This is a genomic window from Pseudomonas sp. (assembly GCF_030150285.1).
Lineage (GTDB): Bacteria > Pseudomonadota > Gammaproteobacteria > Pseudomonadales > Pseudomonadaceae > Aquipseudomonas.
On record NZ_JASLGE010000029.1, the window covers coordinates 1 to 25,812 of the forward strand.

The 25,812-nt window shown below is 58.8% G+C and carries 22 protein-coding genes; 14 read left to right on the forward strand and 8 right to left on the reverse strand.

Annotated features, from left to right (window positions below):
* From Q1W15_RS05965 to Q1W15_RS05975, 3 genes are all read left to right on the forward strand, one after another.
* The coding region (locus tag Q1W15_RS05965; protein ID WP_300725040.1) for a class 1 fructose-bisphosphatase at window positions 1-816 on the forward strand (816 nt) is incomplete at its 5' end.
* Window positions 817-1,006: 190 nt separating this feature from the next.
* Window positions 1,007-1,261, forward strand: a complete 255-nt coding sequence (gene bamE, locus Q1W15_RS05970) for an outer membrane protein assembly factor BamE (protein WP_300725042.1) — start codon at window positions 1,007-1,009, stop codon at window positions 1,259-1,261.
* 20 nt (window positions 1,262-1,281) lie between these two features.
* Entirely contained in the window at window positions 1,282-1,845 is a 564-nt protein-coding gene (locus tag Q1W15_RS05975; RefSeq protein ID WP_300725044.1) for a lipocalin family protein, read from the forward strand.
* Window positions 1,846-1,930: 85 nt separating this feature from the next.
* Here the strand turns inward: Q1W15_RS05975 and Q1W15_RS05980 are convergent, their stop codons facing one another.
* Entirely contained in the window at window positions 1,931-3,319 is a 1,389-nt protein-coding gene (locus tag Q1W15_RS05980) for a CYTH domain-containing protein (RefSeq protein ID WP_300725046.1), read from the reverse strand.
* A gap of 157 nt (window positions 3,320-3,476) precedes the next feature.
* Here Q1W15_RS05980 and argE point away from each other — a divergent pair, with 157 nt between their 5' ends.
* Together argE and argA are read left to right on the forward strand one after the other, a co-directional pair.
* Window positions 3,477-4,628: an acetylornithine deacetylase gene (argE, locus tag Q1W15_RS05985; protein ID WP_300725048.1), complete on the forward strand. Its 1,152-nt coding sequence runs from the start codon at window positions 3,477-3,479 to the stop codon at window positions 4,626-4,628.
* A gap of 130 nt (window positions 4,629-4,758) precedes the next feature.
* Window positions 4,759-6,057 carry an amino-acid N-acetyltransferase gene (argA, locus tag Q1W15_RS05990; protein ID WP_300725050.1) on the forward strand — a complete coding sequence of 433 codons (1,299 nt, stop codon included), beginning with the start codon at window positions 4,759-4,761 and terminating at the stop codon, window positions 6,055-6,057.
* Between the two features lie 133 nt (window positions 6,058-6,190).
* On the opposite strand, the gene gshA is transcribed toward argA, so the two are convergent.
* From gshA to Q1W15_RS06005, 3 genes are all read right to left on the reverse strand, one after another.
* Complete coding sequence (gshA, locus tag Q1W15_RS05995) at window positions 6,191-7,774, reverse strand: glutamate--cysteine ligase (RefSeq protein ID WP_300725052.1); 1,584 nt, start codon at window positions 7,772-7,774, stop codon at window positions 6,191-6,193.
* 199 nt (window positions 7,775-7,973) lie between these two features.
* On the reverse strand, window positions 7,974-8,357 hold the full coding sequence (locus Q1W15_RS06000; protein WP_300725054.1) for a PaaI family thioesterase: 384 nt from the start codon (window positions 8,355-8,357) through the stop codon (window positions 7,974-7,976).
* Entirely contained in the window at window positions 8,357-10,678 is a 2,322-nt protein-coding gene (locus Q1W15_RS06005; RefSeq protein WP_300725056.1) for a Tex family protein, read from the reverse strand. The genes Q1W15_RS06000 and Q1W15_RS06005 overlap by 1 nt, the downstream gene beginning before the upstream one ends.
* 359 nt (window positions 10,679-11,037) lie before the next feature.
* Here Q1W15_RS06005 and ompR point away from each other — a divergent pair, with 359 nt between their 5' ends.
* Window positions 11,038-11,778: a two-component system response regulator OmpR gene (gene ompR / locus Q1W15_RS06010; protein WP_300725058.1), complete on the forward strand. Its 741-nt coding sequence runs from the start codon at window positions 11,038-11,040 to the stop codon at window positions 11,776-11,778.
* A gap of 104 nt (window positions 11,779-11,882) precedes the next feature.
* Complete coding sequence (locus Q1W15_RS06015; RefSeq protein ID WP_300725060.1) at window positions 11,883-13,196, forward strand: ATP-binding protein; 1,314 nt, start codon at window positions 11,883-11,885, stop codon at window positions 13,194-13,196.
* 103 nt (window positions 13,197-13,299) lie between these two features.
* Here the strand turns inward: Q1W15_RS06015 and rimK are convergent, their stop codons facing one another.
* The gene (gene rimK, locus Q1W15_RS06020; protein ID WP_300725062.1) at window positions 13,300-14,205 is read right to left on the reverse strand and encodes a 30S ribosomal protein S6--L-glutamate ligase; all 906 of its coding nucleotides are present in this window, start codon (window positions 14,203-14,205) and stop codon (window positions 13,300-13,302) included.
* A complete protein-coding gene (locus Q1W15_RS06025) occupies window positions 14,202-14,684 on the reverse strand; it encodes an ATP-dependent zinc protease (protein ID WP_300725064.1) in 483 nt (160 codons plus the stop codon). The genes rimK and Q1W15_RS06025 overlap by 4 nt, the downstream gene beginning before the upstream one ends.
* A gap of 238 nt (window positions 14,685-14,922) precedes the next feature.
* On the opposite strand from Q1W15_RS06025, the gene Q1W15_RS06030 reads away from it, so the two are divergent.
* The 3 genes from Q1W15_RS06030 to Q1W15_RS06040 all read left to right on the forward strand — a co-directional run bounded on the left by Q1W15_RS06030 (window position 14,923) and on the right by Q1W15_RS06040 (window position 18,104).
* On the forward strand, window positions 14,923-15,330 hold the full coding sequence (locus Q1W15_RS06030; RefSeq protein WP_300725065.1) for a S4 domain-containing protein: 408 nt from the start codon (window positions 14,923-14,925) through the stop codon (window positions 15,328-15,330).
* 150 nt (window positions 15,331-15,480) lie between these two features.
* Window positions 15,481-16,383, forward strand: coding sequence for an Hsp33 family molecular chaperone HslO (gene hslO, locus Q1W15_RS06035; protein ID WP_300725067.1), 903 nt, complete (start codon window positions 15,481-15,483; stop codon window positions 16,381-16,383).
* 179 nt (window positions 16,384-16,562) lie between these two features.
* Window positions 16,563-18,104 (forward strand): phosphoenolpyruvate carboxykinase, encoded by a 1,542-nt coding sequence (locus Q1W15_RS06040; protein ID WP_300725069.1) that lies wholly within the window; start codon window positions 16,563-16,565, stop codon window positions 18,102-18,104.
* Window positions 18,105-18,169: 65 nt separating this feature from the next.
* Here the strand turns inward: Q1W15_RS06040 and Q1W15_RS06045 are convergent, their stop codons facing one another.
* Window positions 18,170-18,520, reverse strand: a complete 351-nt coding sequence (locus Q1W15_RS06045) for a DUF1493 family protein (protein ID WP_300725071.1) — start codon at window positions 18,518-18,520, stop codon at window positions 18,170-18,172.
* A gap of 286 nt (window positions 18,521-18,806) precedes the next feature.
* Here Q1W15_RS06045 and Q1W15_RS06050 point away from each other — a divergent pair, with 286 nt between their 5' ends.
* Window positions 18,807-20,744 carry an ATP-dependent DNA helicase RecQ gene (locus tag Q1W15_RS06050; protein WP_300725073.1) on the forward strand — a complete coding sequence of 646 codons (1,938 nt, stop codon included), beginning with the start codon at window positions 18,807-18,809 and terminating at the stop codon, window positions 20,742-20,744.
* An 83-nt stretch (window positions 20,745-20,827) separates the two neighbouring features.
* On the opposite strand, the gene Q1W15_RS06055 is transcribed toward Q1W15_RS06050, so the two are convergent.
* Complete coding sequence (locus Q1W15_RS06055; protein WP_300725075.1) at window positions 20,828-22,192, reverse strand: formimidoylglutamate deiminase; 1,365 nt, start codon at window positions 22,190-22,192, stop codon at window positions 20,828-20,830.
* Window positions 22,193-22,337: 145 nt separating this feature from the next.
* On the opposite strand from Q1W15_RS06055, the gene hutC reads away from it, so the two are divergent.
* The 3 genes from hutC to hutU all read left to right on the forward strand — a co-directional run bounded on the left by hutC (window position 22,338) and on the right by hutU (window position 25,810).
* Entirely contained in the window at window positions 22,338-23,048 is a 711-nt protein-coding gene (hutC, locus tag Q1W15_RS06060; RefSeq protein ID WP_300725171.1) for a histidine utilization repressor, read from the forward strand.
* Entirely contained in the window at window positions 23,045-23,617 is a 573-nt protein-coding gene (locus Q1W15_RS06065; RefSeq protein WP_300725077.1) for a HutD family protein, read from the forward strand. Before hutC ends, Q1W15_RS06065 begins: the two co-directional genes overlap by 4 nt.
* 495 nt (window positions 23,618-24,112) lie before the next feature.
* Complete coding sequence (gene hutU / locus Q1W15_RS06070; RefSeq protein ID WP_300725079.1) at window positions 24,113-25,810, forward strand: urocanate hydratase; 1,698 nt, start codon at window positions 24,113-24,115, stop codon at window positions 25,808-25,810.
* Window positions 25,811-25,812 lie beyond the last annotated feature (2 nt).

A 25,812-nucleotide genomic window follows, 5' to 3' on the forward strand; every position in this document is an offset into this window, starting at 1 on the left:
CTCGACGTGATTTCCAACGAAATCCTGCTCGAAGCCAATGAGTGGGGCGGCCACCTGGCCGGTATGGCGTCCGAAGAAATGGACAACGCCTACCAGATTCCAGGCAAATACCCGAAAGGTGCCTACCTGCTGGTATTCGACCCGCTGGACGGTTCGTCGAACATCGATATCAACGCGCCGGTGGGCACGATCTTCTCGGTGCTGCGTTGCCCGAATGAGTACCTGACCCAGAACGAGCCGCTGAACGAAAAGGCTTTCCTGCAGCCAGGCACCCAACAGGTAGCGGCCGGTTATGCCATCTATGGCCCGCAGACCATGCTGGTACTGACCTTGGGCGACGGCGTAAAAGGTTTCACCCTGGACCGCGAAATGGGCAGCTTCGTGCTGACCCACGAAGACATCACCATTCCTGAAGCCACCCAGGAATTCGCCATCAACATGTCCAACCAGCGTCACTGGGAAGCCCCGGTACAGCGCTATGTGGGTGAGTTGCTGGCCGGTGAAGAAGGCCCATTGAAAAAGAACTACAACATGCGTTGGGTGGCTGCAATGGTTGCCGATGTGCACCGTATTCTGACCCGCGGTGGCCTGTTCATGTACCCGCGTGACAGCCGTGAGCCTTCCAAGCCAGGCAAACTGCGTTTGATGTACGAAGCCAATCCGATGTCGTTCCTCGTGGAGCAGGCGGGCGGTGCGTCCACAGACGGTCATCAGCGTATCCTCGACATCCAGCCCGAAGGCCTGCACCAGCGCGTAGCGGTGTACCTGGGCTCGAAAGAAGAAGTGGCACGCGTGACGTCGTACCACAAGGCGTAACCCCCGCAACATAAAGCTGGAGTGGACCTGGCGTGATCTTTTGAGCGTCAAGGATCGCGAGCAGGTTTGCTCCAGCCATGGTTTTTCTCCCTTCCTGACAAATCCCTCGCTTCACCGGGAACCCCCCGGCGCATTTACCTTCTAAGCTTGCATCAGGGCGTTCTGCCGACTTTTCTTACAGAGGTTTTCCATGAAGCTGCGTTATGTAGCGATGTTGTCGTTCTGCGTACTGCTGACGGCGTGCAGCAAGGTGAATCAAGAAAACTATTCAAAACTGTCCACAGGCATGACCAAAGCCCAAGTGGAGCAATTGTTGGGAGCCCCCACCGATTGTTCGGGTGCGCTGGGCGTATCGAGTTGCACGTGGGGCGATAAGAACAGCTTTATCAGCGTGCAATACGCAGGCGATACCGTGCTGGTTTTCTCGGGGCAAGGCTTGAAATAAGGCCGATCAGGAGTGTTCGCATGAAGCGTTTTATAGCCGGCCTTGGTGCCGCGCTGGTGTTGGCAGGGTGTTCCACGTCTGGCAGCGACGCACTGGCACCGAAAACCGTCGAGCGCGTCGACCTGGAACGCTACCAGGGGACCTGGTACGAACAGGCGCGGTTGCCGATGTTCTTCCAGCGAAACTGTGCGCAATCTGAAGCGCATTACAGCCTCAAACCGGATGGTAATGTGGCGGTTGTGAACCGTTGTCAGACCGCCGAGGGTGTTTGGCAAGAGGCCAAGGGCACCGCAACACCGCAAGTGCCGGGCAAGACCGACAAGCTGTGGGTGGAATTTGATAACTGGGTGTCGACGCTGTTACCCGGCGTGACCAAGGGCGACTATTGGGTGCTGTACCTGGACGATAACTACAGCACGGCGCTGGTGGGTAACCCCGACCACAAGTACCTGTGGTTGTTATCGCGCAAGCCGCAGATTGACGAACAAACCCGTAACGAACTGCTCAGCAAGGCTCAGCAGCAAGGCTATGACACCACACGTTTGATCTGGCGAACACCCGACACCGACATGCCCAAACCGTAACGCCGCCTGTGGGAGTAGCCGGTCGACGCTCGATTGCTCGCGATCTTTTGAATGTTTAAAAGATCGCGAGTCACGTCGGGCTGGCTTACCCGCGCAGCAGGGTTTTCCAGGCGCGGTTCTGGTACACGGCGATGGCTTGCTGCTTGCGAGCATTGAGCAATTCGTCATTGCTTTCGGCGTCTTCGCACATTGGCACGTTGGCCAACTCCTGCAACTTGTTCATTTCCCCGTACAAGCGGTCCAACTCAGGAATTTCCAGCACGTTACGCGCCAGACGCAGCCAGGCCTGGATGCGCTCGATACGCGGCAGTTGCTCGGCCAAGTCTTCAGGTTGTTGCTGGTAGCGGTTTAGGCGCAAGGCAATGGCCTCGTCCGACAACAACCGCGGCAGCCAACTGGCCAGTTGAGCGGCCCCTTGACGGTTACCACGGGTGGTGCCGCGATCAATCGTCCAGCTACGGGCCATCAGCCAGCGCGAGGTGTTTAGCGAGAACTGGCCCCAGCGTGGGTCTTCCAGCTCTTCCAGGAACTGTTCAGGCGCGGCTTTGCGCACGTCTTCGTCGTCCTGGCCGATTTGCACCAGCGGGCGCCAGTCTTCAAGCAAGGCGTCCAGCGATGCCCGCAAGGCGCTGGTGGATTGGCGTGGAGCGGCTTGGCCCAGGCTGCTGACCAGCGCACGCAGGTCGATCAGTTGCTGCACCCAGTCTTGCAGCAAGCGCCAGTGGCCATTGAAGCGATATTGCTCGGCCAGGCGCTGGCTGTTGCCCAGCAGGTGCCAGGCCAGTGCGGCAAAGGCATCGTCCAGTGGCGTTTCGGGCGTCAGTTCAGGGGCTGGCAGGTTGACCGAATAGCTGTTGGCATCGAACAGGCGATAGCCGCGCTCGGCTTTACTGATATCGCACGGCATCAACGCCAGCTTTTCGGCCAATTCGGCGGCCAGTTCCAACAGCGCTGCGGGTTCGCCTTCGCGCAATTCGAGTTCCAGTTCGCAAATTTCTTCCTTTTGCTTGCCGGCAATCACATGGCCCAGGTCCAGCGCCGCTTCGATCACGACCTTGGCCTTGCCGCGACCCCAGGAGATTTCTGCGCGTTCGCGCATGAAGTCTGTGGTGAAGATAGGCTTCAAGGTTTTCTTGTCCAGATCGGCCAAGGCTGGCGGCCAGCACTCGCCGTCGAGTTTTTTGACGTCGAGTTTGGCTTTGGGCAGGTGCCAGTCGTATTCGTTGCGCACAGACAGGCCGGCAACGCTTTCGCCACGGGTCTTGAGGGTCTGGATAACGTCTTCGCCATCGCGGCGCAGGCGCAAGGCAACTTTGGCCTTGGCCAGGTCGCGCTCAGGCGTGTCGAAATACTGGTTGAGCAACTCACGGCTTTCCCAGCCACTTTTGTTGCGTTTTTTCAGCAGGGGGTGCTCGCGCAAGGCGGCGAGGGTTTCGCGGCTGACGCGGAGTTTGATTTCGGTTTCTTTCTGCATGGCCGGAAAATCCAGGAACGGTGCGCAGCCGGGGAAAGGTGTGGCTGCCAAGGCCGTGCAGTGTACAGGACTCGCCGGCCCGACGCCCCGCATGGGTTTATTCTGCGCCACGGATGGCTCTATGATGGGCCTCACCCAGCCAACAGGAAGTCAGCGCATGCCTTTACCTTCCCTGAAAGAGCAGTTCGCTGCCTTGATTGCCACGCCGTCGGTCAGTTGCACCCAGCCTCATCTGGATCAGTCCAACCGAGGCGTGATTGACCTGCTGGCCACCTGGCTCGGTGAAATGGGTTTTCACTGCGATATCCAGCAGGTCAGCCCCGGGAAATTCAATTTGCTCGCCAGCTTCGGCAGTGGCCCTGGTGGGCTGGTGCTGGCAGGGCACAGCGATACCGTGCCGTATGACGAAGCGCTGTGGCAGACCGACCCGCTCAAGCTGACGGAAGTCGACAACCGGTGGGTCGGGCTGGGCAGTTGCGACATGAAAGGTTTTTTCGCGCTGGTGATCGAAGCCGTGCGGCCCTTGCTCGATCAGCCGTTTAAACAGCCGCTGCTGATTTTGGCCACGTGCGATGAAGAAACCTCAATGGCAGGTGCCCGTGCCTTGGCCGAGGCGGGCCGTCCGTTGGGGCGTGCTGCTGTGATTGGCGAGCCTACCGGGCTCAAGCCGATCCGCATGCACAAAGGCGTGATGATGGAGCGCATCGACATTCTGGGGCGCAGCGGCCATTCCTCTGACCCGAGCCTGGGCCACAGTGCGCTGGAGGCCATGCACGATGCCATCACTGAACTCAAAACCCTGCGCCAACAGTGGCTCGGTGAATACCGCAACCCGCAGTTCAGCGTGCCCCAGCCGACCTTGAACTTTGGCTGCATTCATGGGGGCGACAACCCTAACCGGATTTGTGGCCAATGCTCGCTGGAATTTGACCTGCGACCTTTGCCGGGGATGGACCCGGAGGCGCTGCGTGCCATTATCCGCAGCCGGCTTGAGCCCTTGGCCGAGCGCCATCAGGTAAAGATCGACTTCGCGCCGATTGCCGCCGGGGTCGCGCCTTTTGAGCAGCCCGCCGATGCTGAATTGGTGCGGGTGGCCGAGCGTCTGACCGGCCATCGTGCGCAAGCAGTAGCGTTTGGCACCGAAGCACCTTATCTTCAGCAACTTGGCTGTGAAACACTGGTGCTGGGCCCAGGCGACATAGCCTGTGCGCATCAACCGGGTGAGCACCTGGAAATGTCACGTTTGCAGCCGACCGTGCGTCTACTGACTCAACTGATCGAGCACTATTGCCTGACACCGGCGCAGTAAACGGCCACCGGCCACTTTGTACACAAGGAGAACACGCGTGTTGCCAGCTATGTTTCGACGATAACCATCAGCCCGTTGTGCGTTTGCTGTTTTTTGCCTTTCAGGCGACTTATTACTACAGGCTCTGGTTATGCACGATTACGTAAACTGGTTGCGTCACGCGTCCCCCTACATCAATGCTCACCGCGATTGCACCTTTGTCGTCATGCTGCCCGGCGACGGTGTGGCGCACCCCAACTTTGGCAATATCGTTCACGACCTGGTGCTGTTGCACAGCCTGGGCGTGCGGCTGGTACTGGTCCATGGTTCTCGCCCGCAAATCGACACCCGCCTTGAGGCTCGTGGCCTGGTGCCGCATTACCATAACGGCATGCGCGTCACCGAAGCCTCCACCCTGGAGTGCGTGATCGACGCTGTGGGGCACCTGCGAATTGCGATTGAAGCGCGTTTGTCGATGGACATGGCGTCCTCACCGATGCAGGGTTCGCGCCTGCGAGTTGCGAGCGGCAATCTGGTGACGGCGCGGCCAATCGGCGTGCTCGACGGGGTAGATTTCCACCACACCGGCGAAGTGCGCCGGGTCGACCGCAAGGGCATCAACCGCCTGTTGGATGAGCGGTCGATCGTGTTGTTATCGCCTTTGGGTTACTCGCCCACCGGCGAGATCTTCAACCTGGCCTGCGAAGACGTTGCCACCCGTGCTGCCATTGACCTGGCGGCCGACAAACTGCTGCTGTTCGGGGCCGAGTCGGGTTTGCTCGATGCCGACGGTCGGTTGGTGCGCGAGTTACGTCCCCAGCAGGTGCCCGCGCACATGAAGCGCCTGGGCAGCGACTACCAGGCCGAGCTGCTCGAAGCCGCTGCCGAAGCCTGCAGTGGCGGCGTACCGCGCAGCCATATCGTCAGCTACGCCGAGGATGGTGCGCTGCTTACGGAACTGTTTACCCGTAACGGTGGCGGTACCCTGGTGGCTCAGGAGCAGTTTGAAGTCACGCGCGAAGCGGCGATTGAAGATGTGGGAGGCTTGCTCGAACTGATCAGCCCACTGGAAGAGCAGGGCATCCTGGTGCGTCGCTCCCGTGAAGTGTTGGAGCGCGAGATTGAACAGTTCAGCGTGGTTGAGCGCGAAGGCATGATCATCGCCTGTGCGGCGCTGTATCAAATTGCCGACTCTGACGCCGGCGAACTGGCATGCCTGGCCGTGAACCCGGAGTACCGGCATGGTCGCCGTGGTGATGAACTGCTGGAACGCATCGAAAGCCGTGCCCGTGCCCAAGGGCTTAAAACCCTGTTCGTACTGACCACCCGCACCGCCCACTGGTTTCGCGAGCGCGGGTTCGAGCCGAGCAGCGTAGAGCGGCTGCCCGCCGCCCGTGCGTCGTTGTACAACTATCAGCGCAATTCCAAGATATTTGAAAAGGCGCTGTAAAACTCGGAAAATCAAAAGATCGCGAGGCAAGCTCGCTCCTACAGGAGTGAGCCTCGCGTAGCAGTTGACGAGCCTTGCGAGGCTACGTCCGGCTGCGTAGCAGTCGTAAACCCTGCGCGCCGGACCGGTCGCCTTAGTTACTGATCGCTAAAATGCTCGCCTGGTAGGACGCGACGAACAGGTCGAAGTCGCCTTCTTCAATGTCTTCTGTTTGCGCTTGTTCAAGTAGGGACTGACGGGCTTTTGCTTCGAAAGCGTTCTGATCTGCTGCATCCAGCGGTTGGCTGCGGAAGAACTCGGCATGGGCCACGCTCTGGCGCATGGAGAACCGGGCGAAGCTTTCTTTATGTTCAGCCATGCTGGCCAACACGCGGGCAGACGGCGTCAGCGACACGTCCCGGACCTTGGCGAACTGGTCATCAAGCGCTTCACTGTGGGCATTGCCGCCATGGCTTTGGTCAAGCAAGGCTGCCAAAGGCGCAATGTTTTCCAGCAGTTGGGCCGCCCATTCCTTCAGCTCGATCGCTTGGCCATCGCGCTGCAATTGCAGGCCCGGCCGACGACCTTCTTTGACCACACTCAGGAAGTTGGCTGAACAGCTGCCACATTCCTGGTTGTCGAACTGCGGGCTGTCTTGCAGGGCGCAATACAGCAGGAACGCATCCAGGAAGCGCGCCTCGGTCAGGTCGATGCCCACCGGTATAAACGGGTTGATATCCAGCAGACGCACTTCAACGTATTGCACGCCACGCGACACCAGGGCCTGAATCGGACGCTCGCCGGTATAGGTCACCCGCTTGGGACGAATGTTGGAGTAGTACTCGTTTTCGATTTGCAGAATGTTGGTGTTCAGTTGCACCCATTCGCCATCTTTGTGGGTGCCAATTTCAACATACGGCGGGTAAGGCGTTGCGACCGCTTTGCGCAGGCTGTCGGTGTAGCTGTCGAGGTTGTTGTAGCACGGGGTCAGGCCCGCTTGGGCGTTGCTCTGGTAACCCAGGTCGCTCATGCGCAGGCTGGTCGCGTAGGGCAGGTAGAGGGTGTCGGCGTCCAGCTGTTCCAACTGGTGCGAACGACCGCGCAAGAAGCCGGCATCCAGTGCAGGCGAAGCGCCAAACAGGTACATCAATAACCAGCTGTAGCGACGGAAGTTACGGATCAGGGCAATGTAAGCGTTCGACTGGTAGTCGCGCTCGCTGCCCTCAAAACCTTCGGCCTGCATCAAGACGGGCCACAGTTTTTCCGGCAGGGAAAAGTTGTAGTGAATCCCGGCGATGCATTGCATGGTTTTGCCGTAACGCAGGGCAAGGCCCTTGCGGTACACGTACTTCAATTGACCGATGTTGGACGTGCCGTAGTAGGCAATCGGGATGTCTTCTTCAGCCGGCAGCGGGCACGGCATCGAAGGGCTCCACAGGTACTCGTTGCCGAGTTTGCTGTAGGCAAAACGGTGAATCTTGTCGAGGCTGGCCAGCGTCTCTGCCGGGTCAGGCAGAGCCGGGGTGATGAATTCCAGCAGCGACTCGGAATAGTCGGTGGTGATTTGATCATTAGTCAGCGCCGAGCCCAGTTCTTCGGGGTGCGGGGTCTGCGCCAGACGCGCCTCGCCGGTCACGCGCAGGCATTCGCGCTCGATACCGTGCAGGCACTGCTCAAGCAGAGAGAGATTAGCGCGCTCGCTGAGCAAAGCCAGGCGGCGGTTGAGAAGTTCGCTCAAGTTGGATTCCTTCACGCGTCAGTCGCCCCAATATGGGGGTGGTCAGGACGGTCTACAAGGGTGAAGTTGGAAACCGGCGTGGTCGCCTGGCTTTTAATAGTATCGCTTAGCCCTGTCCCTGTTTCGGCCCTCAGCGCTCCCAATGCATTTCGGCACTGTGTCAGCAGTGCCGAAATTAACTCAGATTGCAGGTTGGCCGCTACAGGACAGCGAAGGTGCCTTGTGCTTTCGCGACAAGTTTGTCGCCTTGCAGCACATCCGCTTCAACGACAAGCGTACGCCGGCCCGGGTGAATGACTGTGGCGATGCACAGCACTTCGCCCTCTGACACGGCCCGGATGTAGTTGATTTTGCACTCGATGGTGACGCTTTGCCGGTCAAAACCATGGGCGCTGGAACACGCCAGCCCCATGCTGATATCCACCAGGCTAAAAAGCGCCCCGCCGTGCAATTTGCCGCCCCGGTTGCGCAACTGCGGCTCCAGGCTAAGCGCAACGTGCGCGATGCCGTCTTCCACCAACTTCACGCGGCAACCGATCAACTCGCTGAACGCGCTTTGGGTCAAGCCATCAGGCAGCGTCATTAGCGTTTCTTCAGCTGTTTGGCGTTGGCGAACAGCGACGCCATGGCGTTATTGGACGGCGCTGTAGCGACGGCTTCTTTGCGTGGCGCGCTGTTTGGCTGGCGAGGGGCCGAGCCCGGGCGTGCGCCCCGTGCACCGTCGATTTTCTCACCCGGCGTGTCGCTCATGCGCATCGACAGGCCAACGCGTTTGCGCGGGATATCGATTTCCATCACTTTGACTTTGACCACATCACCGGCCTTCACGGCTTCACGCGGGTCTTTGATGAACTTCTCGGACAAGGCCGAGATATGCACCAAGCCGTCCTGATGAACACCGATATCGACGAAAGCACCAAAGTTGGTCACGTTCGTGACAACGCCTTCCAGGATCATGCCCAGTTGCAGGTCCTTGAGGTCTTCGACGCCTTCCTGAAACTCGGCGGTCTTGAACTCGGGACGCGGGTCGCGGCCTGGTTTTTCCAGCTCTTGCAGAATGTCGGTGACGGTCGGCAGGCCGAAGGTTTCGTCGGTGAATGTCTTCGGGTCCAGACGCTTGAGGAAGCTTGCGTCGCCGATCAGCGAGCGAATGTCACGCTCGGTGTCTGAGGCGATGCGTTTGACCAGCGGGTAGGCTTCGGGGTGAACCGCCGAGGCATCCAGCGGGTTGTCGCCATTCATGACGCGCAAGAAGCCGGCAGCCTGCTCGAAGGTTTTCTCACCCAGACGGCTGACTTTTTTCAGTGCTGCGCGGGTTTTGAAGGCACCGTTTTCATCGCGGTGGTTCACGATGTTTTGCGCCAGTGTTGCGTTAAGCCCCGAAATACGTGCCAGCAGAGCCGCTGACGCGGTGTTCACGTCCACGCCCACGGCGTTTACGCAGTCTTCCACCACGGCGTCCAGGCCGCGTGCCAGTTTGAGCTGGGACACGTCGTGCTGGTACTGGCCCACGCCGATGGATTTCGGATCGATTTTCACCAGTTCCGCCAACGGGTCTTGCAGGCGGCGGGCGATCGACACAGCACCACGGATCGATACGTCCAGGTCCGGGAACTCCTTGGCTGCCAGTTCCGAGGCCGAGTACACCGAAGCGCCTGCCTCGGACACCATGACTTTGGTGACTTTCAGGGCTGGGTATTTTTTGATCAGGTCAATGACCAGCTTGTCGCTTTCGCGGCTGGCGGTGCCGTTGCCGATGGCGATCAGCTCAACCGAATGCTTGGCGCACAAGGCAGCCATGACCGAAAGGGTCTGGTCCCATTTGTTGTGCGGCACGTGCGGGTAGACCGTCGCGAATTCCAGCAACTTGCCGGTGGCATCGACCACGGCAATCTTGCAGCCGGTGCGCAGGCCCGGGTCCAGCCCCAGCGTGGCGCGTGGGCCCGCGGGTGCCGCCAGCAGCAAGTCATGCAGGTTGTGGGCGAACACGTTGATGGCTTCGGTTTCGGCGCCGTCGCGCAATTCGCCCAGCAAATCGGTTTCGAGGTGGGTGTAAAGCTTGACCTTCCAGGTCCAGCGCACCACTTCGCTCAGCCATTTATCAGCCGGGCGGTTTTGATTTTCCAGGCCGAAGCGCTGAGCAATCATCATTTCACCTGGGTGCATTGTGCCGGGCAGCTCTTCACCGACCTTGAGTGACGAGCTGAGAATGCCTTCGTTACGGCCCCGGAAAATCGCCAGTGCGCGGTGTGACGGCATGCTTTTAAGCGGTTCGTCGTGTTCGAAGTAGTCGCGAAACTTGGCACCTTCTTCCTCTTTGCCTGCAATCACGCGGGCGCTGAGGGTGGCTTCCTGCTTCAAGAAGCTGCGCAGTTTGTCCAGCAGGCTAGCGTCTTCGGCGAAGCGCTCCATGAGGATGTACTTGGCCCCATCGAGGGCTGCCTTGACATCGGGCACGCCTTTTTCGGCGTCAACAAAACGCGCAGCTTCGGTGTCGGGGCTCAGGTTCGGGTCGTTGAACAGGGCGTCTGCCAGCTCGCCGAGGCCGGCTTCCAGGGCGATCTGACCCTTGGTGCGGCGCTTTTGCTTGTAGGGCAGGTACAAGTCTTCGAGGCGGGTCTTGGTGTCGGCGAGCTTGATGTCGCGTGCCAGCTCAGGCGTCAATTTGCCTTGTTCTTCGATGCTGGAGAGGATGCTGATGCGCCGTTCGTCGAGTTCGCGCAGGTAGCGAAGGCGTTCTTCCAGATGACGTAACTGAGTGTCATCCAGGCTACCAGTCACTTCCTTACGGTAGCGGGAAATGAAGGGTACGGTGGAGCCTTCATCCAGTAGAGCGACGGCCGCTTCGACCTGCTGCGGGCGCACGCCAAGTTCTTCGGCGATGCGGCTGTTGATGCTGTCCATAAATCCACCTGACAAAGTGTGAATCAGCCCCGCAGGCCCGGTCTTGAAGGCTTGCGAGGCTGGTTGAGCGGCGTGTGCAACACCGCTGCCGGGGCCAAAAGGGCAGCCAGTTGACCCGTGTAATCAGTTCGTGACGACGAAGATTGAAAAATTTAAATCTCGCCGCAATCATTGGGAATTCGAGGTTTTCTGACCTAAAAGGCGGCGCATTATAACCAGCGTTCCCGTATTCAGGGGACTGCGGGCTTTATGCTCCTTGATTGGTCTGCTGTTTGTGGAGGAAAAATCTGCTAACAATGCACACCATGCGTATAACAGCAGCTAAGCCATAATGCGCGCCGAGATCACAGGAGCATCCAATGAGCAGCACTGCACAAACCGCGGAAGGCGAAAAAATTCTTATCGTTGATGACGATCCTGGGCTGAGCAGCCTGCTGGAACGTTTCTTCGTCAGCAAGGGCTATCGCGCCCGCGCAGTGCCGAACGTAGAGCAAATGGACCGTTTGCTGGCACGTGAAGTATTCAACCTTGTGGTTCTGGACTTGATGCTGCCCGGCGAAGACGGGTTGTCGGCGTGCCGCCGCCTGCGTGCTGCGGGCAATCGTGTGCCGATCATCATGCTGACCGCCAAAGGCGACGAGCTAAGCCGCATCAAGGGGCTGGAGCTGGGGGCTGACGATTACCTCGCCAAACCCTTCAACCCTGATGAGCTTATGGCCCGTGTCCGTGCGGTGTTGCGTCGCCAGTCGGCCCCTGTTCCCGGTGCGCCGGGCAGCGAAGATGAAAGCGTTACCTTTGGTGATTACGAGTTGTCACTGGCCACCCGCGAACTCAAGCGGGGCGATGAAGTGCACATGCTCACCACCGGTGAGTTCGCAGTGCTCAAGGCGTTGGTCATGCATGCACGCGAGCCGCTGACGCGCGACAAACTGATGAACCTGGCCCGTGGTCGTGAGTGGGATGCGCTGGAGCGCTCCATTGATGTTCAGATTTCCCGCTTGCGCCGCATGATCGAGCCAGACCCTTCGAAACCCCGCTACATCCAGACTGTCTGGGGCGTGGGGTATGTGTTCGTGCCCGATGGCAACGCAACGAAGTAATGAATCATTTGTAGGAGCGAGCTACTTGGGCACCTGAGTAGCTCGCGTTTCCATTTCTGCGGGTTTTCTAAACTCGCTCCTGCAAAGTGCTAAAGCAGTAGCCTATGAAAACCCCTCTGTGGTTCCCCCAAAGTTTTTTCTCACGCACCTTGTGGCTGGTCCTCATTGTCGTGCTGTTCTCCAAGGCATTGACCCTGGTTTATCTGTTGATGAACGAAGACATGCTGGTCGATCGTCAATACAGCCACGGCGTTGGACTAGTCTTGCGGGCTTATTGGGCGGCGGATGAAGAGAACCGCGAGAAGATTGCCGATGCCGCTACCTTGACTCGCGTTGTGGGTGGGGGCGTTCCTGAAGGCGAGCAGCACTGGCCTTACAGTGAAATTTACGAACGCCAGATGCAGGCCGAGCTGGGCCCGGACACCGAAGTGCGCTTGCGCATGCATGCACCGCCTGCGTTGTGGGTGCGCGCGCCGAGTTTGGGAGAGGGCTGGTTGAAAGTGCCCTTGTACCCGCACCCATTGCGCGGGCAAAAAATCTGGAGTGTGTTGGGCTGGTTCCTGGCTATTGGTTTGCTGTCGACCGCCTCGGCCTGGATTTTTGTCAGCCAGCTCAATCAGCCGCTCAAGCGTCTGGTGTATGCGGCCCGGCAGTTAGGGCAGGGGCGCAGCGTGCGGTTGCCAATCAGCGATACGCCGAGCGAAATGACCGAGGTGTACAGCGCTTTTAACCAGATGGCGGAAGATGTCGAGCAGGCTGGCCGCGAGCGTGAGCTGATGCTGGCCGGCGTGTCCCATGACCTGCGCACGCCATTGACACGGTTACGCCTCTCTTTGGAGTTGCTGGGCAACCATAGCGACCTGACCGATGACATGGTGCGCGACATTGAAGACATGGACGCCATTCTCGATCAGTTCCTGGCCTTTATCCGTGACGGGCGTGATGAACCGGTTGAAGAAGTCGACCTGTGCGAATTGATCCGCGAAGTGGTACTGCCCTATAACCAGAACGAAGAGAAAGTGCATTTGCGTTTGCAGCCGATTCAGCCGTTCGCGTTGCGTCGTGTATCGATGAAACGCCTGCTCAACAACTTGATCGGCAATGCCTTGCACCATGCGGGCGATAGCGTAGAGGTGGCCGCTTATGTCTCTGGGGACACCAGTGCACCGTATGTGGTGTTGAGTGTCATGGACAGGGGGGCGGGCATTGATCCGTCTGAGCTGGAAGACATCTTCAACCCGTTTATTCGCGGGGATCGTGCCCGTGGCGGTAAAGGCACTGGCCTAGGCCTGGCGATCGTTAAACGCATCGCCTCTATGCACGGTGGTAACGTTGAGTTGCGTAACCGTGCCGGTGGTGGTCTTGAAGCCCGTGTGCGATTGCCGCTGGGCCTGATGTTGCCACGCGGCGCTGTGTAGGCAAACCTGTCAGGTGTAGAGGCGAGCTTGCTCGCGATCTTTTGATGTTTTAAAAGATCGCGAGCAAGCTCCTACAAGGTTTTCGGGGCACCAGTAACGACTGTTAACCCTTCCCTTTGGTGCGGGTCATGTTCGGGCCGCTATTTTTTTCCAGATGCTCAATGATGATCCCGGCCACATCCTTGCTCGTGGTGGTTTCGATCCCCTCCAGGCCAGGTGACGAGTTGACTTCCAGCACCAGCGGGCCGTGGTTGGAGCGCAAAATATCCACACCCGCTACGCTCAGGCCCATGACCTTGGCGGCGCGGATGGCGGTCATGCGTTCTTCCGGGGTGATTTTGATCAGGCTGGCACTGCCACCGCGGTGCAGGTTGGAGCGGAATTCGCCCGGCTTGGCCTGGCGCTTCATGGCGGCAATTACTTTGTCACCCACCACGAAGCAACGGATATCGGCCCCGCCGGCTTCCTTGATGTACTCCTGCACCATGATGTTTTGCTTGAGGCCCATAAACGCCTCAATCACCGATTCGGCCGCTGTTGCGGTTTCGCACAGCACCACGCCGATGCCTTGGGTGCCTTCCAGCACTTTGATCACCAGCGGCGCGCCGTTCACCATCTCGATCAAGTCCGGGATGTCATCCGGCGAGTGGGCAAAGCCGGTCACAGGCAAGCCCAGGCCGCGACGTGACAACAATTGCAGCGAACGCAGTTTGTCCCGCGAGCGAGCAATGGCCACCGATTCGTTGAGCGGGAAAACCCCCATCATTTCGAATTGGCGCAACACCGCGCAGCCATAGAACGTCACAGAGGCCCCGATGCGTGGAATCACCGCATCAAAGCCTTCCAGCGGCTTGCCGCGGTAGTGGATCTGCGGCTTATGACTGGCAATGTTCATATAGGCGCGCAGGGTGTCGATCACTACCATTTGATGGCCGCGTTCGGTGCCGGCCTCAACCAGGCGGCGAGTGGAATACAGACGCGGGTTACGCGACAGCACGGCAATCTTCATGCAACACCTGTGGCAGAGAGAGTAGTGACCGGAAAGACCGGTTTATCTTGTACATAGTTAACGCCCGGGTTAACGACCAGTTGGCCATCGACCAGGGCTTTTGAACCCAGTAACAGGCGGTAACGCATGGATTTTCGGCAGGCGAGCGTGAACTCGACCTGCCAGACCCGATCACCCAGCGCCAGGCTGGTGCGGATCACGTAGCGAACCTGTGTGTGACCGTTGGAGCTCTTGATGGTCTTTATTGCCACCAGCGGTGCTTCACAACGGCGCTGGCGTAGTTGAACCCGTGTGCCCATATGGGCATCAAAACGTACCCACTCGGCACCGTCGCGCTCAAAAGGCTCGATTTCAGTGGCGTGCAGGCTGGAGGTGCTGGCCCCCGTGTCTATTTTCGCGCGCAGGCCAGCAATTCCCAGGTTGGGAAGCGCCACCCACTCGCGCAGACCGACAACGGTCAGGTGATCAAAAGTCTTCAATATGAGTAACCGGCGATTATCGTATACAGGCCGCAGGAGGACCCTGAACCAACGCTTCAAGTGCGTATTGGCGGTATTCACGCAGAATATCGGCTAAATGGCGACAGTTATCTGCGAGCCGTATTCTGCTAGCTGAACATGTCAGTTTGAGCAGGCGGGCATTCTACCGAAGAGCAGCCCCCGTCAACTCGACAAAAACGGTAGTACAGTTCCGAATAATGTGAGGGTGGATGTTCTAATGGCACAAAAGCAGGAAGATGACGACAAGGTGCGTCTGGACAAGTGGTTATGGGCTGCCCGTTTCTACAAAACGCGTGCGTTGGCCAAGCAGGCGATCGAAAGCGGCAAGGTGCATTGCCGTGGCGAGCGCTGCAAACCGAGTAAAGAGCCCCGTTTAGGGGATGAATTGCAAATACGTGTAGGCCTTGAAGAGCGTACGGTAGAGGTCAAAGCGCTATCCATTGTGCGTCGCGGGGCACCTGAAGCGCAGAGCCTATACGCTGAAACCCCGCAGAGCGTGGCCAAGCGTGAAAACGCCGCCGCCCTGCGCAAGGCGGGCGCGATGGGCATTCAGACCGACGGCAGGCCAACCAAGAAACAGCGTCGCCAGTTACACCAGCTTCACGGCAGCAGTGCTGAGGAGTGAACCGGTGAGGTGTTGTCGACCGCGCGTCGTCCCGGCCAGTCAACACTTGTAACGCGCAAGGTGTGACGCCATATAGCACCTCTGGCTTTTATATTTGATCCTGTCGAAAGACGCGAAAACATTTTGTAACCACTCTAGAACCTTATTCCTATGTCCAATCTGCCAAAAACCGATTTCACCCAACGCTTTATTTTTGACGACAGCGACGCCCGCGGCGAATTGGCGTCACTGGACCATAGCTACGCTGAAGTGTTGGCCAAGCACGCTTACCCCGAGCCGGTTCAGCAACTGCTGGGCGAGCTTATGGCCGCCGCAGCCTTGCTGGTGGGCAGCCTGAAATTTGATGGCCTGATGAGCTTGCAGGCCCGTTCAGAAGGCCCGGTGCCCTTGCTGATGATCGAATGCACCAGCGAGCGTGAAATTCGTGGCCTTGCCCGTTTTGAAGCGGACCAGATCCCGTCGGACGCTACCCTGGCCGACCTGATGCCTAATGGCGTGCTGGCGCTTACCATCGATCCGGCCATTGGCAACCGCTATCAGGGCATTGTCGACCTGGATGGTGATGATTTGTCAGCTTGTTTCACCAACTATTTCGTGATGTCTCATCAGGTTCCGACCCGTTTCTGGCTGGCCGCCGATGGCAAGCGCGCGCGCGGCATGCTGTTGCAGCAACTGCCGGCAGAGGTAACCAAGGACGAGGAAGAGCGCGCCGAAGACTGGACGCACCTGACCACTCTGGGTGGCACCCTCAAGGTCGAAGAGTTGTTGGGACTGGACAATGAAACCATTCTGGTTCGCCTGTTCCACGAAGAAGAGTTGCGCGTGTTTGCGGATGAAGCGATTGAGTTCAAGTGCAGTTGCTCACGCGAACGTTCGGGTAATGCCTTGAGCAGCCTTGGGCTGGAAGATGCGCAAAACCTGGTCACCGAAAACGGCGGCCATATTGAAATTGACTGCCAGTTCTGTAACGAAAAATATCTGTTTGATGCAACGGATGTGGCCCAATTGTTCTCTGGTGCCGGGGTGGAATCACCTTCAGAGACTCACCACTAAAACGTTTCAGCTTAGGTGAAACACCTGTTAAAGCCCGCTTTCGCGCGGTTCTGACAGGTGGGCTCTACTTTTTTTGGGCGTTTCTGGCATAATCCGGCCCACTTTTTTCGCGGTAGTAGTGCAAAATTTTCTACTACAAAACGTTTGGCGCAATCGGCCAATGGCCGACGGGGAACCTCATGACGCAAGCTAATAACGCCGTTTACACCGATCTGAGCATTGATGCTCTGGTCAAGGAAGCCCTGAATCGTGGTGAAGGCGAGCTTGCCGATACCGGTGCGCTGGTTGTGAAAACGGGTCATCGCACAGGCCGCTCGCCGGCGGACCGTTACATCGTTGAAGAGCCGACCACTCAGGATGCCATCGCGTGGGGTCCTATCAACCGCAAGTTCCCGGCTGACAAGTTCGACGCACTGTGGGACCGCGTAGAAGCGTTCAACAACGCGCAAGAGCATTTTGTTTCCCACGTTCATGTAGGTGCTGCCGAAGATCACTACCTGGCCGTGAAAATGACGACCCAGACTGCTTGGCAGAACCTGTTCGGTCGTTGCCTGTTCATCAACCCGGCGCAGTACAACCCGGCCGGTCGTGAAGAGTGGCAAGTGCTGAACGTGGCCAACTTCGAGTGCGTGCCAGAGCGTGACGGCACCAACTCCGACGGTTGCGTCATCCTCAACTTCGCCCAGAAAAAAGTACTGATTGCCGGCATGCGTTACGCCGGTGAAATGAAGAAAGCCATGTTCTCGGTGCAGAACTTCCTGCTGCCAGCGGCTGACGTACTGCCGATGCACTGCGCCGCCAACATTGGCGAAGCAGGCGACGTGACTCTGTTCTTCGGTCTGTCGGGCACCGGCAAGACCACCCTGTCCGCCGACGAAAGCCGTTACCTGATCGGTGATGACGAGCACGCGTGGGGCGAGGGCGTGGTGTTCAACATCGAAGGCGGTTGCTATGCCAAATGCATCGACCTGTCCGAGAAGAACGAGCCTGTTATCTGGAAAGCCATCAAGCACGGTGCCGTGCTGGAAAACGTGGTGATCGACGAGGCCAAGCACGCCGACTATGCCGACGTTAGCCTGACCCAGAACAGCCGTGCAGCCTACCCGCTGGAACACGTTGCCAAGCGCTCCGAGAAAAACCTGGGCGGCGAGCCCAATGCGGTGATCTTCCTGACGTGTGACCTGACTGGCGTGCTGCCACCGGTGTCGATCCTCAGCGAAGAACAAGCGGCTTATCACTTCCTGTCGGGTTACACCGCATTGGTAGGCTCGACTGAAATGGGTTCGGGCAGCGGCATCAAGTCGACCTTCTCCACGTGCTTCGGCGCGCCATTCTTCCCACGCCCAGCGGGTGAATACGCGGAACTGCTGATCAAGCGTATTCGCGGTTTTGGCTCCAAGGTTTACCTGGTCAACACCGGCTGGACCGGCGGTGGCTACGGCGTGGGCAAGCGTTTCAACATCCCGACCACCCGTGCGGTGATCGCAGCGATCCAGAGCGGCGCGCTGATCGGTACTGAAACCGAGCACCTGGACATCATCAACCTGGACGTGCCCAAAGCGGTACAGGGCGTTGACACTGTGCTGCTCAACCCACGCAACACTTGGGCTGACCCGGCGGCCTACGACGAAGCCGCCAAAGCACTGGCAGGCCTGTTCACCGAGAACTTCAAGAAGTTCGACGTCAGCGACGCGATCAAGGCGGCTGGCCCGAAGGCATAAACCTTCGGCCAGTGTCTGAGTCATGAAAAAGCCGCCTGAAAGGGCGGTTTTTTTGTGTCTGCGGTTCAGTCTTCCAGCATTTGGGTATCCCAATGCCCGGCATTGATGGCTTGATACAACATGCCAATCGTGAGCGGCACTTTACCCTCACGCCCTTTGGCTTTGCGCTTGAGGTGCGGGTCGTTTCCCGCAGGCTGGAAATAGCGGTATGCATCGTAATCCGCCAGTTCCAGGCCAAAGTGCTGTTCCAGCGTTTCCATCAGGTGCTGGGCATCGCTGCCATTGCAGCCCAGATCCAGGTTGATCGATGTTTGGAGGCTAACGGCCTTGTGTTCCGGTAGGCCGATTTCTTCATGCAGCACCTGCATGAGTTCGCGCAAAGCGGGGGTGTCAGGCAGGGTGGCGGCGAGTTTCATCAGGTTGTATTCCTGTCCATGTGTCAATAGTCAGAGCTATGTTCAGCGGTGTTTTTAGTCGTGCTTTCAACGGTGCTATGTTGTCAGGCTGTTCACCCCTTATAGACCCGATGATCATACTTAACCGTAAGGCTGGATAAGGCACTTCAAGTCCAGCGCTTAAAAAACTCAAGTCACGTCTTTTGTCGCATCATCCCCTCTCAATTTTCCCCCGACCTATTCTCGATCGCCTGCACACCCGCGCGTTAGCATTCGTCGCTTTGCAGCGGTCAATGGAGTGACAGTGATGCACAACACCCTGGAACAGGTTTTTGGTTTTACCCAGTTTCGCGCCGGGCAAAAGGCGGTCGTCAGTGCCGTGCTGGCCGGGCGTTCCGCAGCGGCGATTTTTCCGACGGGCTCGGGCAAGTCGTTGTGTTATCAGCTATCGGCCTTGATGTTGCCGCACCTGACCTTGGTGGTATCACCGCTGTTGGCGCTGATGCAGGATCAGCTGGCGTTTTTGCAGCGTCACGGTATAGCTGCCGCCAGTATCGACTCGGCGCAAAGCCGTGAAGAGGCCAGTGAGGTGATGGCCAAGGCCAAAGCCGGTGAGCTGAAAATTCTGATGATTTCGGTCGAGCGTCTGAAGAACGAGCGCTTTCGCCACTTTTTGCAGCAGGTGCCGATTTCATTGCTGGTGGTGGACGAGGCGCACTGTATTTCCGAGTGGGGGCATAACTTTCGCCCGGATTACTTGAAACTGCCGGACTACCAGCGCCAGTTCAATATCCCGCAAGCCTTGTTGCTGACTGCCACGGCCACGCCGGCTGTGATCGCTGACATGCAGCGCAAATTTGCGATTGCCGAGTCGGATGTCATCACCACCGGTTTCTATCGCGCCAACCTTGACCTGTGGGTCGAGCCCGTGACCGGCGCGGCCAAGCGTCAACGCCTGGCGCAGTGGATGGGCGAGCGTCTCGGCCAGCCGAGTATTGTGTATGTCACGTTGCAAAAAACCGCCGAGCAGATCGCTCAACACCTGAGCCAGTGCGCAGTCAGCGCCAATGCTTACCACGCCGGTTTGCCCCACGACCAACGGGAAAGCATCCAGCGCCAGTTCATGGCCGGCCAACTCAATTGCATCGTTGCGACCATCGCTTTTGGCATGGGGATCGACAAAAGTGACATCCGTAACGTGGTGCATTTTGACCTGCCCAAGTCGATTGAAAACTACAGCCAGGAAATCGGCCGCGCCGGGCGCGATGGTGCGCCGTCCGACTGCCTGGTGCTGGCGAACCGTGACAGCCTGAATGTGTTGGAAAATTTTGTGTATGGCGACACGCCAGAGCTGCAAGGCATTCGCTGTGTGCTGGAAGAACTGAGTGCAGCGATTGCCCAAGGGCAGTGGGAGTTCATGCTGACGCCACTGTCTGACCAGAGCAACATACGCCAGTTACCCCTCAAAACGCTCTTGGTACAGTTGGAGTTGCGTGGCCTGATCGCGCCGCGCTACGCCTATTTTGCTGAGTACCGTTTCAAGTTTTTGATTGAGCCCGACGCATTGCTGGCCAAGTTTGAAGGCGAGCGCCAACAGTTTGTGGCGGCGATTATTCAGACCTCCAGCCGTGCCAGAACCTGGGCCACGGTGAACTTTGACACGCTGTACGAGCAGTATCAGGCGGACCGCAATCGCGTGGTCAAGGCGCTGGATTACTTTCAGGAAAAAGGCTGGATCGAGCTCGAAAGCAAGCAGATGACCGAGGTCTACAGCGTCCAGGTCACTGAATGTGATGCCGAGGCGTTGAGCCTGGAACTGCACCACTACTTCACGGCCCATGAGCGCGGCGAGATTGAGCGTATTCACGCCATGCTGGCGCTGTTTGCCAGCGAGACCTGCCTGAGTTACCGCTTGGCACAGTACTTCGGCGATGACCAGGCACCGCAGCAGTGCGGGCATTGTTCTGTGTGTGCGGGGCAGGTTGCGCACTTGCCCGACCCGCCCGCGCTGGCACCGCTTGTGGATAAAAACTTTGAAGCGCTGTGCGGCGCTTTTATCCACAGGCATCAGGCGCACACGGGAAGTTATCCCCCGGCGGAACGCGTGACCCGATTCCTGTGCGGTATCAGCGTGCCGATCTTCACCAAAATGAAAGCCCGCGCTATTTCAGGTTTTGCGGTGCTGGAAAACTACCCCTACGCCGACGTGCGGGGCTGGGCCGAGCAACACCTCAAAGCCCTGTAGGAACGAGCTTGCTCGTGATCTTTTGACCTTTAAAAGATCGCGAGCAATCGAGCGTCGACCGGCTGCTCCTACACAAAGGCGGGTTACCCCAATAACTCACGCAGAACGCGAGTGAAGTCGCGGTGGCTGTCTTGCTCGTCAGCATGGCGGCCATCACGCACCACCCATTGGCCATTGACCAGTACATCCCGTACCTGGCGGTCACCGCCGGCAAACAGCCAGCGGTTGAGAATGGCATCTTCCTGAGCGATGGCCAGGTACGGGTCGTTACCGTCCAGCACCAGCCAGTCAGCGCGCTGGCCTACCGCCAGGCCCGCTACAGGTTGCCCCAGGGCTTGCGCCCCACCGGCCTGGGCGGCGTCGAACAACGTGCGCCCGACCATGGGCTGATCGGCGCGGTACAGGCGGTTGCGCCGTTGGTCGCGCAAACGCTGGCCATACTCCAGCCAGCGCAGCTCTTCGACCACACTCAGGGACACATGGCTGTCGGAACCGATGCCCATGCGCCCGCCCTGAGCAAGGTAGTCCACCGCCGGGAAAATGCCGTCCCCCAGGTTGGCTTCGGTGGTCAGGCATAACCCGGCCACGGCCTGACTGTTGGCCATCAAGCGGACTTCATCGGCGTTGGCATGGGTGGCGTGGACCAGGCACCAGCGGTGGTTCACCGCCACGTTGTCGTACAGCCACTGAATCGGCCGCTGGCCACTCCAGTTCAGGCAATCGTCGACTTCCTTTTGCTGTTCCGCGATATGGATATGCACCGGGCAATTGGTGTCGCTGGCGTGTAGCACATCGTGGATCTGTGCCGGCGTCACGGCGCGCAACGAGTGAAAACACAGGCCCAACTGTTGCGCAGGGTGTTGCGCCAACAGCGGTTTGAGCTGTTCCTGCAGGCGCAGGTACTGCTCGGTGCTGTTGATAAAGCGGCGTTGCCCATCATTCGGTGCCTGGCCACCAAACCCGGAATGGCTGTAGAGCACTGGCAGCAGGGTCAGGCCAATACCGGCCGAACGTGCCGCCTCACTGATGCGCAGCGCCAGCTCTGCCGGTTGTGCGTAGGGCTGGCCCGACACGTCGTGGTGCACGTAATGAAACTCGGCCACCGAGGTGTAACCGGCCTTGAGCATTTCGATGTACAACTGGCGGGCAATGACGCCCATCTGCTCGGGGCTGATATGGCCGACCAGCCGATACATCAGGTCGCGCCACGTCCAGAAGCTGTCGTTGGGGTTGCCCGCCACCTCAGCCAAGCCGGCCATTGCCCGTTGGAACGCGTGTGAGTGCAGATTCGGCATGCCGGGCAGCAACGGCCCCTTCAACCGCTCGGCCCCACTGGGGTCAGCATGGGTCTGAACATGGGTCAGGCGGCCATCGGCGCCGACCTCGATTCGGACATTGGTCGCCCAACCTGTAGGCAGCAGCGCGCGCTCGGCAAAGAAGACGGACATCGGTTCGGCACCCTGAGTGTGTTATTTGTATATACATATACAGACGTTTGCCTGCTCGGTAAACTCCTGCAAGCTATGCCCTTTCACTCCACTACAAGGATTGCCTGTGTCGACTCCGCCCGTCGTGCCTCCGCTGGCCGCCCACATGGGCGACAGTCCGGCCCCGCTTTACGCCCGTGTAAAGCAGATGATCACCCAACAAATCCAGAGCGGGAATTGGCCGCCGCATTACCGTGTGCCGTCTGAAAGCGAACTGGTCAGCCAGTTGGGCTTTAGCCGCATGACCATCAACCGCGCCCTGCGCGAGATGACCGCCGACGGCTTGCTGGTGCGCATGCAGGGCGTCGGTACGTTCGTGGCCGAGCCCAAAACCCAGTCGGCCCTGTTTGAGGTCAACAACATCGCCGACGAAATCGCCGCGCGCGGCCACACGCATACCTGCAAGGTCATTAGCCTCAGCGAAGAAACCGCCGGCTCCGAGCGCGCCGTGGTACTCGACATGCGTGAAGGTCAGAAGGTGTTTCACTCGGTCATCGTGCATTACGAAAACGGCGTGGCGGTGCAAATCGAGGACCGTTTCGTCAATGCCCAAGTAGCACCGGACTACCTCAAGCAGGACTTTACCCTGCAAACGCCTTACGCCTATCTGTCTCAGGTTGCGCCGCTGACGGAGGGCGAGCATGTGGTTGAGGCGATTTTGGCGGACCCGGACGAATGCCAGTGGCTGCAAATTGAGCCGGGTGAACCGTGCCTGCTGATTCGGCGTCGTACGTGGTCCGGGCGTCAGCCGGTGACGGCCGCCCGGTTGATTCATCCCGGTTCTCGTCACCGCCTTGAAGGACGGTTCAGCAAATGAGTGAATTGAGCGTTTTTCGTGCGGCGGACTACCCGCGTATGCCCTGGAAGAATGGCGGTGGCAGCACTGAAGAAATCACCCGCGATGCCGGTGAGGGCCTTGAAAGCTTCGGCTGGCGCGTGTCGATTGCCGACATTGGCGAGTCGGGCGGCTTCTCGCGCTTTGAGGGTTACCAGCGTGTGATCAGTGTGTTGCAAGGGGCGGGCATGCACTTGAAGGTAGACGGCGTGTCGTCCCGCGCCTTGCTGGCGTTTGACGCTTTTGCATTCAAGGGCCAGAGCACGGTCAACTGCACTTTGATCGACGGTCCGATCCGCGACTTCAACCTGATCTACGCCCCCGAGCGTTACAGCGCCCGCCTGCAATGGCTGAGCGCGGGCAGCCGTGTGTTCACCTCGGCGCAGACGGTGCTGGTATTCGGTGCCGATGACCATGTTGATGTGCGCGTCGGTAACACGCGGCACGAACAACTGGGCCGCTATGATTGCCTGCAACTGAGCACTAATAGTGACCTGCTGGAACTCGCCATCACTGGCCGCAGCTGCGTGATTGAGTTGAACGCCATTTAAAAACCGGCCCCGTAGGCGCGAGTCTTTTAAAGATCAAAAGATCGCGAGCAAGCTCGCTCCTACAGAGCATGCTTTTGATCTAAAGGGCCCCCTTAAACCACGCTGGCCGATCGCGGCGGCCCACGGCGTAAAGCCGGAACCTTAAGTGGTCGTGACCGCAGCAATGGATACGATTGCTGAGCGACAGCGCGGCGTCGAAGACCGGGCGGCCCCTCCTACCGGGAATGCGACGCCTGCTCTTGTTACCTAACGACCCAGAAAAGCGCAAATCCCCCTCCAGGTAACATCCCCTTACACGGCTGTCTGCCTGTGTTCCGAAATCCATTGCATGCGTGAGCGCCTTTGTTTGCGGGCCTTGAAACCCCGTGCGCGATGTTTTCATTGACAGCCCTCTCATATTGGCCGTTTACTTGCATATGCTTGTATGTACAAGTACATAAGTGTGCGTCGTCTCTCTTTCATCCGACGCATCTGCCCAACGCTGAGGAGTTACCCGTGACTTCAACTACCCCGACATCGCCTGCTTCGTTCACCCGCCACCGTGAGGGCGAAATCCGCGCCGCCCGTGGTACTCAGCTCACCGCTAAAAGCTGGATGACCGAAGCGCCGCTTCGCATGCTGATGAACAACCTCGACCCGCAAGTGGCCGAGAACCCGACAGAGCTGGTGGTGTATGGCGGTATTGGCCGGGCAGCGCGCAACTGGGAGTGCTACGACAAAATTGTCGAGAGCCTCACGAACCTCAACGATGACGAAACCCTGCTGGTGCAGTCGGGCAAGCCGGTTGGCGTGTTCAAAACCCACAGCAATGCGCCACGGGTGCTGATTGCTAACTCCAACCTGGTGCCGCATTGGGCCACGTGGGAACACTTCAACGAACTCGACGCCAAGGGCCTGGCCATGTACGGCCAGATGACCGCCGGTAGCTGGATCTACATCGGCAGCCAGGGCATCGTTCAAGGCACTTACGAAACTTTCGTTGAAGCCGGTCGCCAGCACTATAACGGCAGCCTGAAAGGTAAGTGGGTGCTCACTGCAGGTCTGGGCGGCATGGGCGGCGCGCAGCCATTGGCCGCCACCCTGGCCGGTGCCTGCTCGCTGAACATCGAATGCCAGCAAAGCCGTATCGATTTCCGCCTGGCCACTCGCTATGTCGATGAACAGGCCACGGACCTGGATGACGCACTGGCCCGTATCGCGAAATACACCGCCGAAGGCAAAGCCATTTCCATCGCCCTCTGTGGCAACGCAGCTGAACTGCTGCCAGAAATGGTACGTCGCGGTGTGCGTCCTGACATGGTCACCGACCAGACCAGCGCTCACGATCCGCTCAATGGCTACTTGCCCAAAGGCTGGACCTGGGAGCAGTACCGCGACCGCGCCGTGACCGATCCGGCAGCGGTGGTCAAAGCGGCCAAAGCGTCGATGGGCGAACACGTCGGAGCCATGCTGGCGTTTCAGAAAGCGGGCATTCCGACCTTCGACTACGGTAACAACATCCGCCAGATGGCCAAGGAAGTGGGCGTGGAAAATGCCTTTGATTTCCCAGGTTTTGTACCCGCCTATATTCGTCCATTGTTCTGCCGGGGCGTAGGTCCGTTCCGCTGGGTCGCGCTGTCGGGCGATGCTGAAGACATTTACAAAACCGACGCCAAGGTCAAGGAACTGATCGCCGACGACGCTCACTTGCATAACTGGCTGGACATGGCTCGCGAACGCATCAGCTTCCAGGGCTTGCCAGCACGTATTTGCTGGGTCGGCTTGGGCCAGCGCGCCAAACTCGGCCTGGCGTTCAACGAAATGGTACGTCGTGGCGAACTGAAAGCGCCGATCGTGATTGGCCGCGACCACCTGGACTCCGGTTCGGTGTCCAGCCCTAACCGTGAAACCGAAGCGATGCAGGACGGCTCGGACGCGGTGTCCGATTGGCCACTGCTTAACGCCTTGCTCAACACGGCCAGCGGTGCAACCTGGGTGTCCTTGCACCACGGCGGCGGCGTCGGCATGGGCTTCTCGCAGCATTCGGGCATGGTGATTGTGTGTGATGGCACGGACGAAGCGGCTGAGCGGATTGCCCGCGTCCTGCACAACGACCCGGCCACCGGCGTGATGCGCCATGCCGATGCCGGTTACGACATCGCCATCGAGTGCGCTAAGGAACAAGGGTTGAACCTGCCGATGATCAACGGCTAATT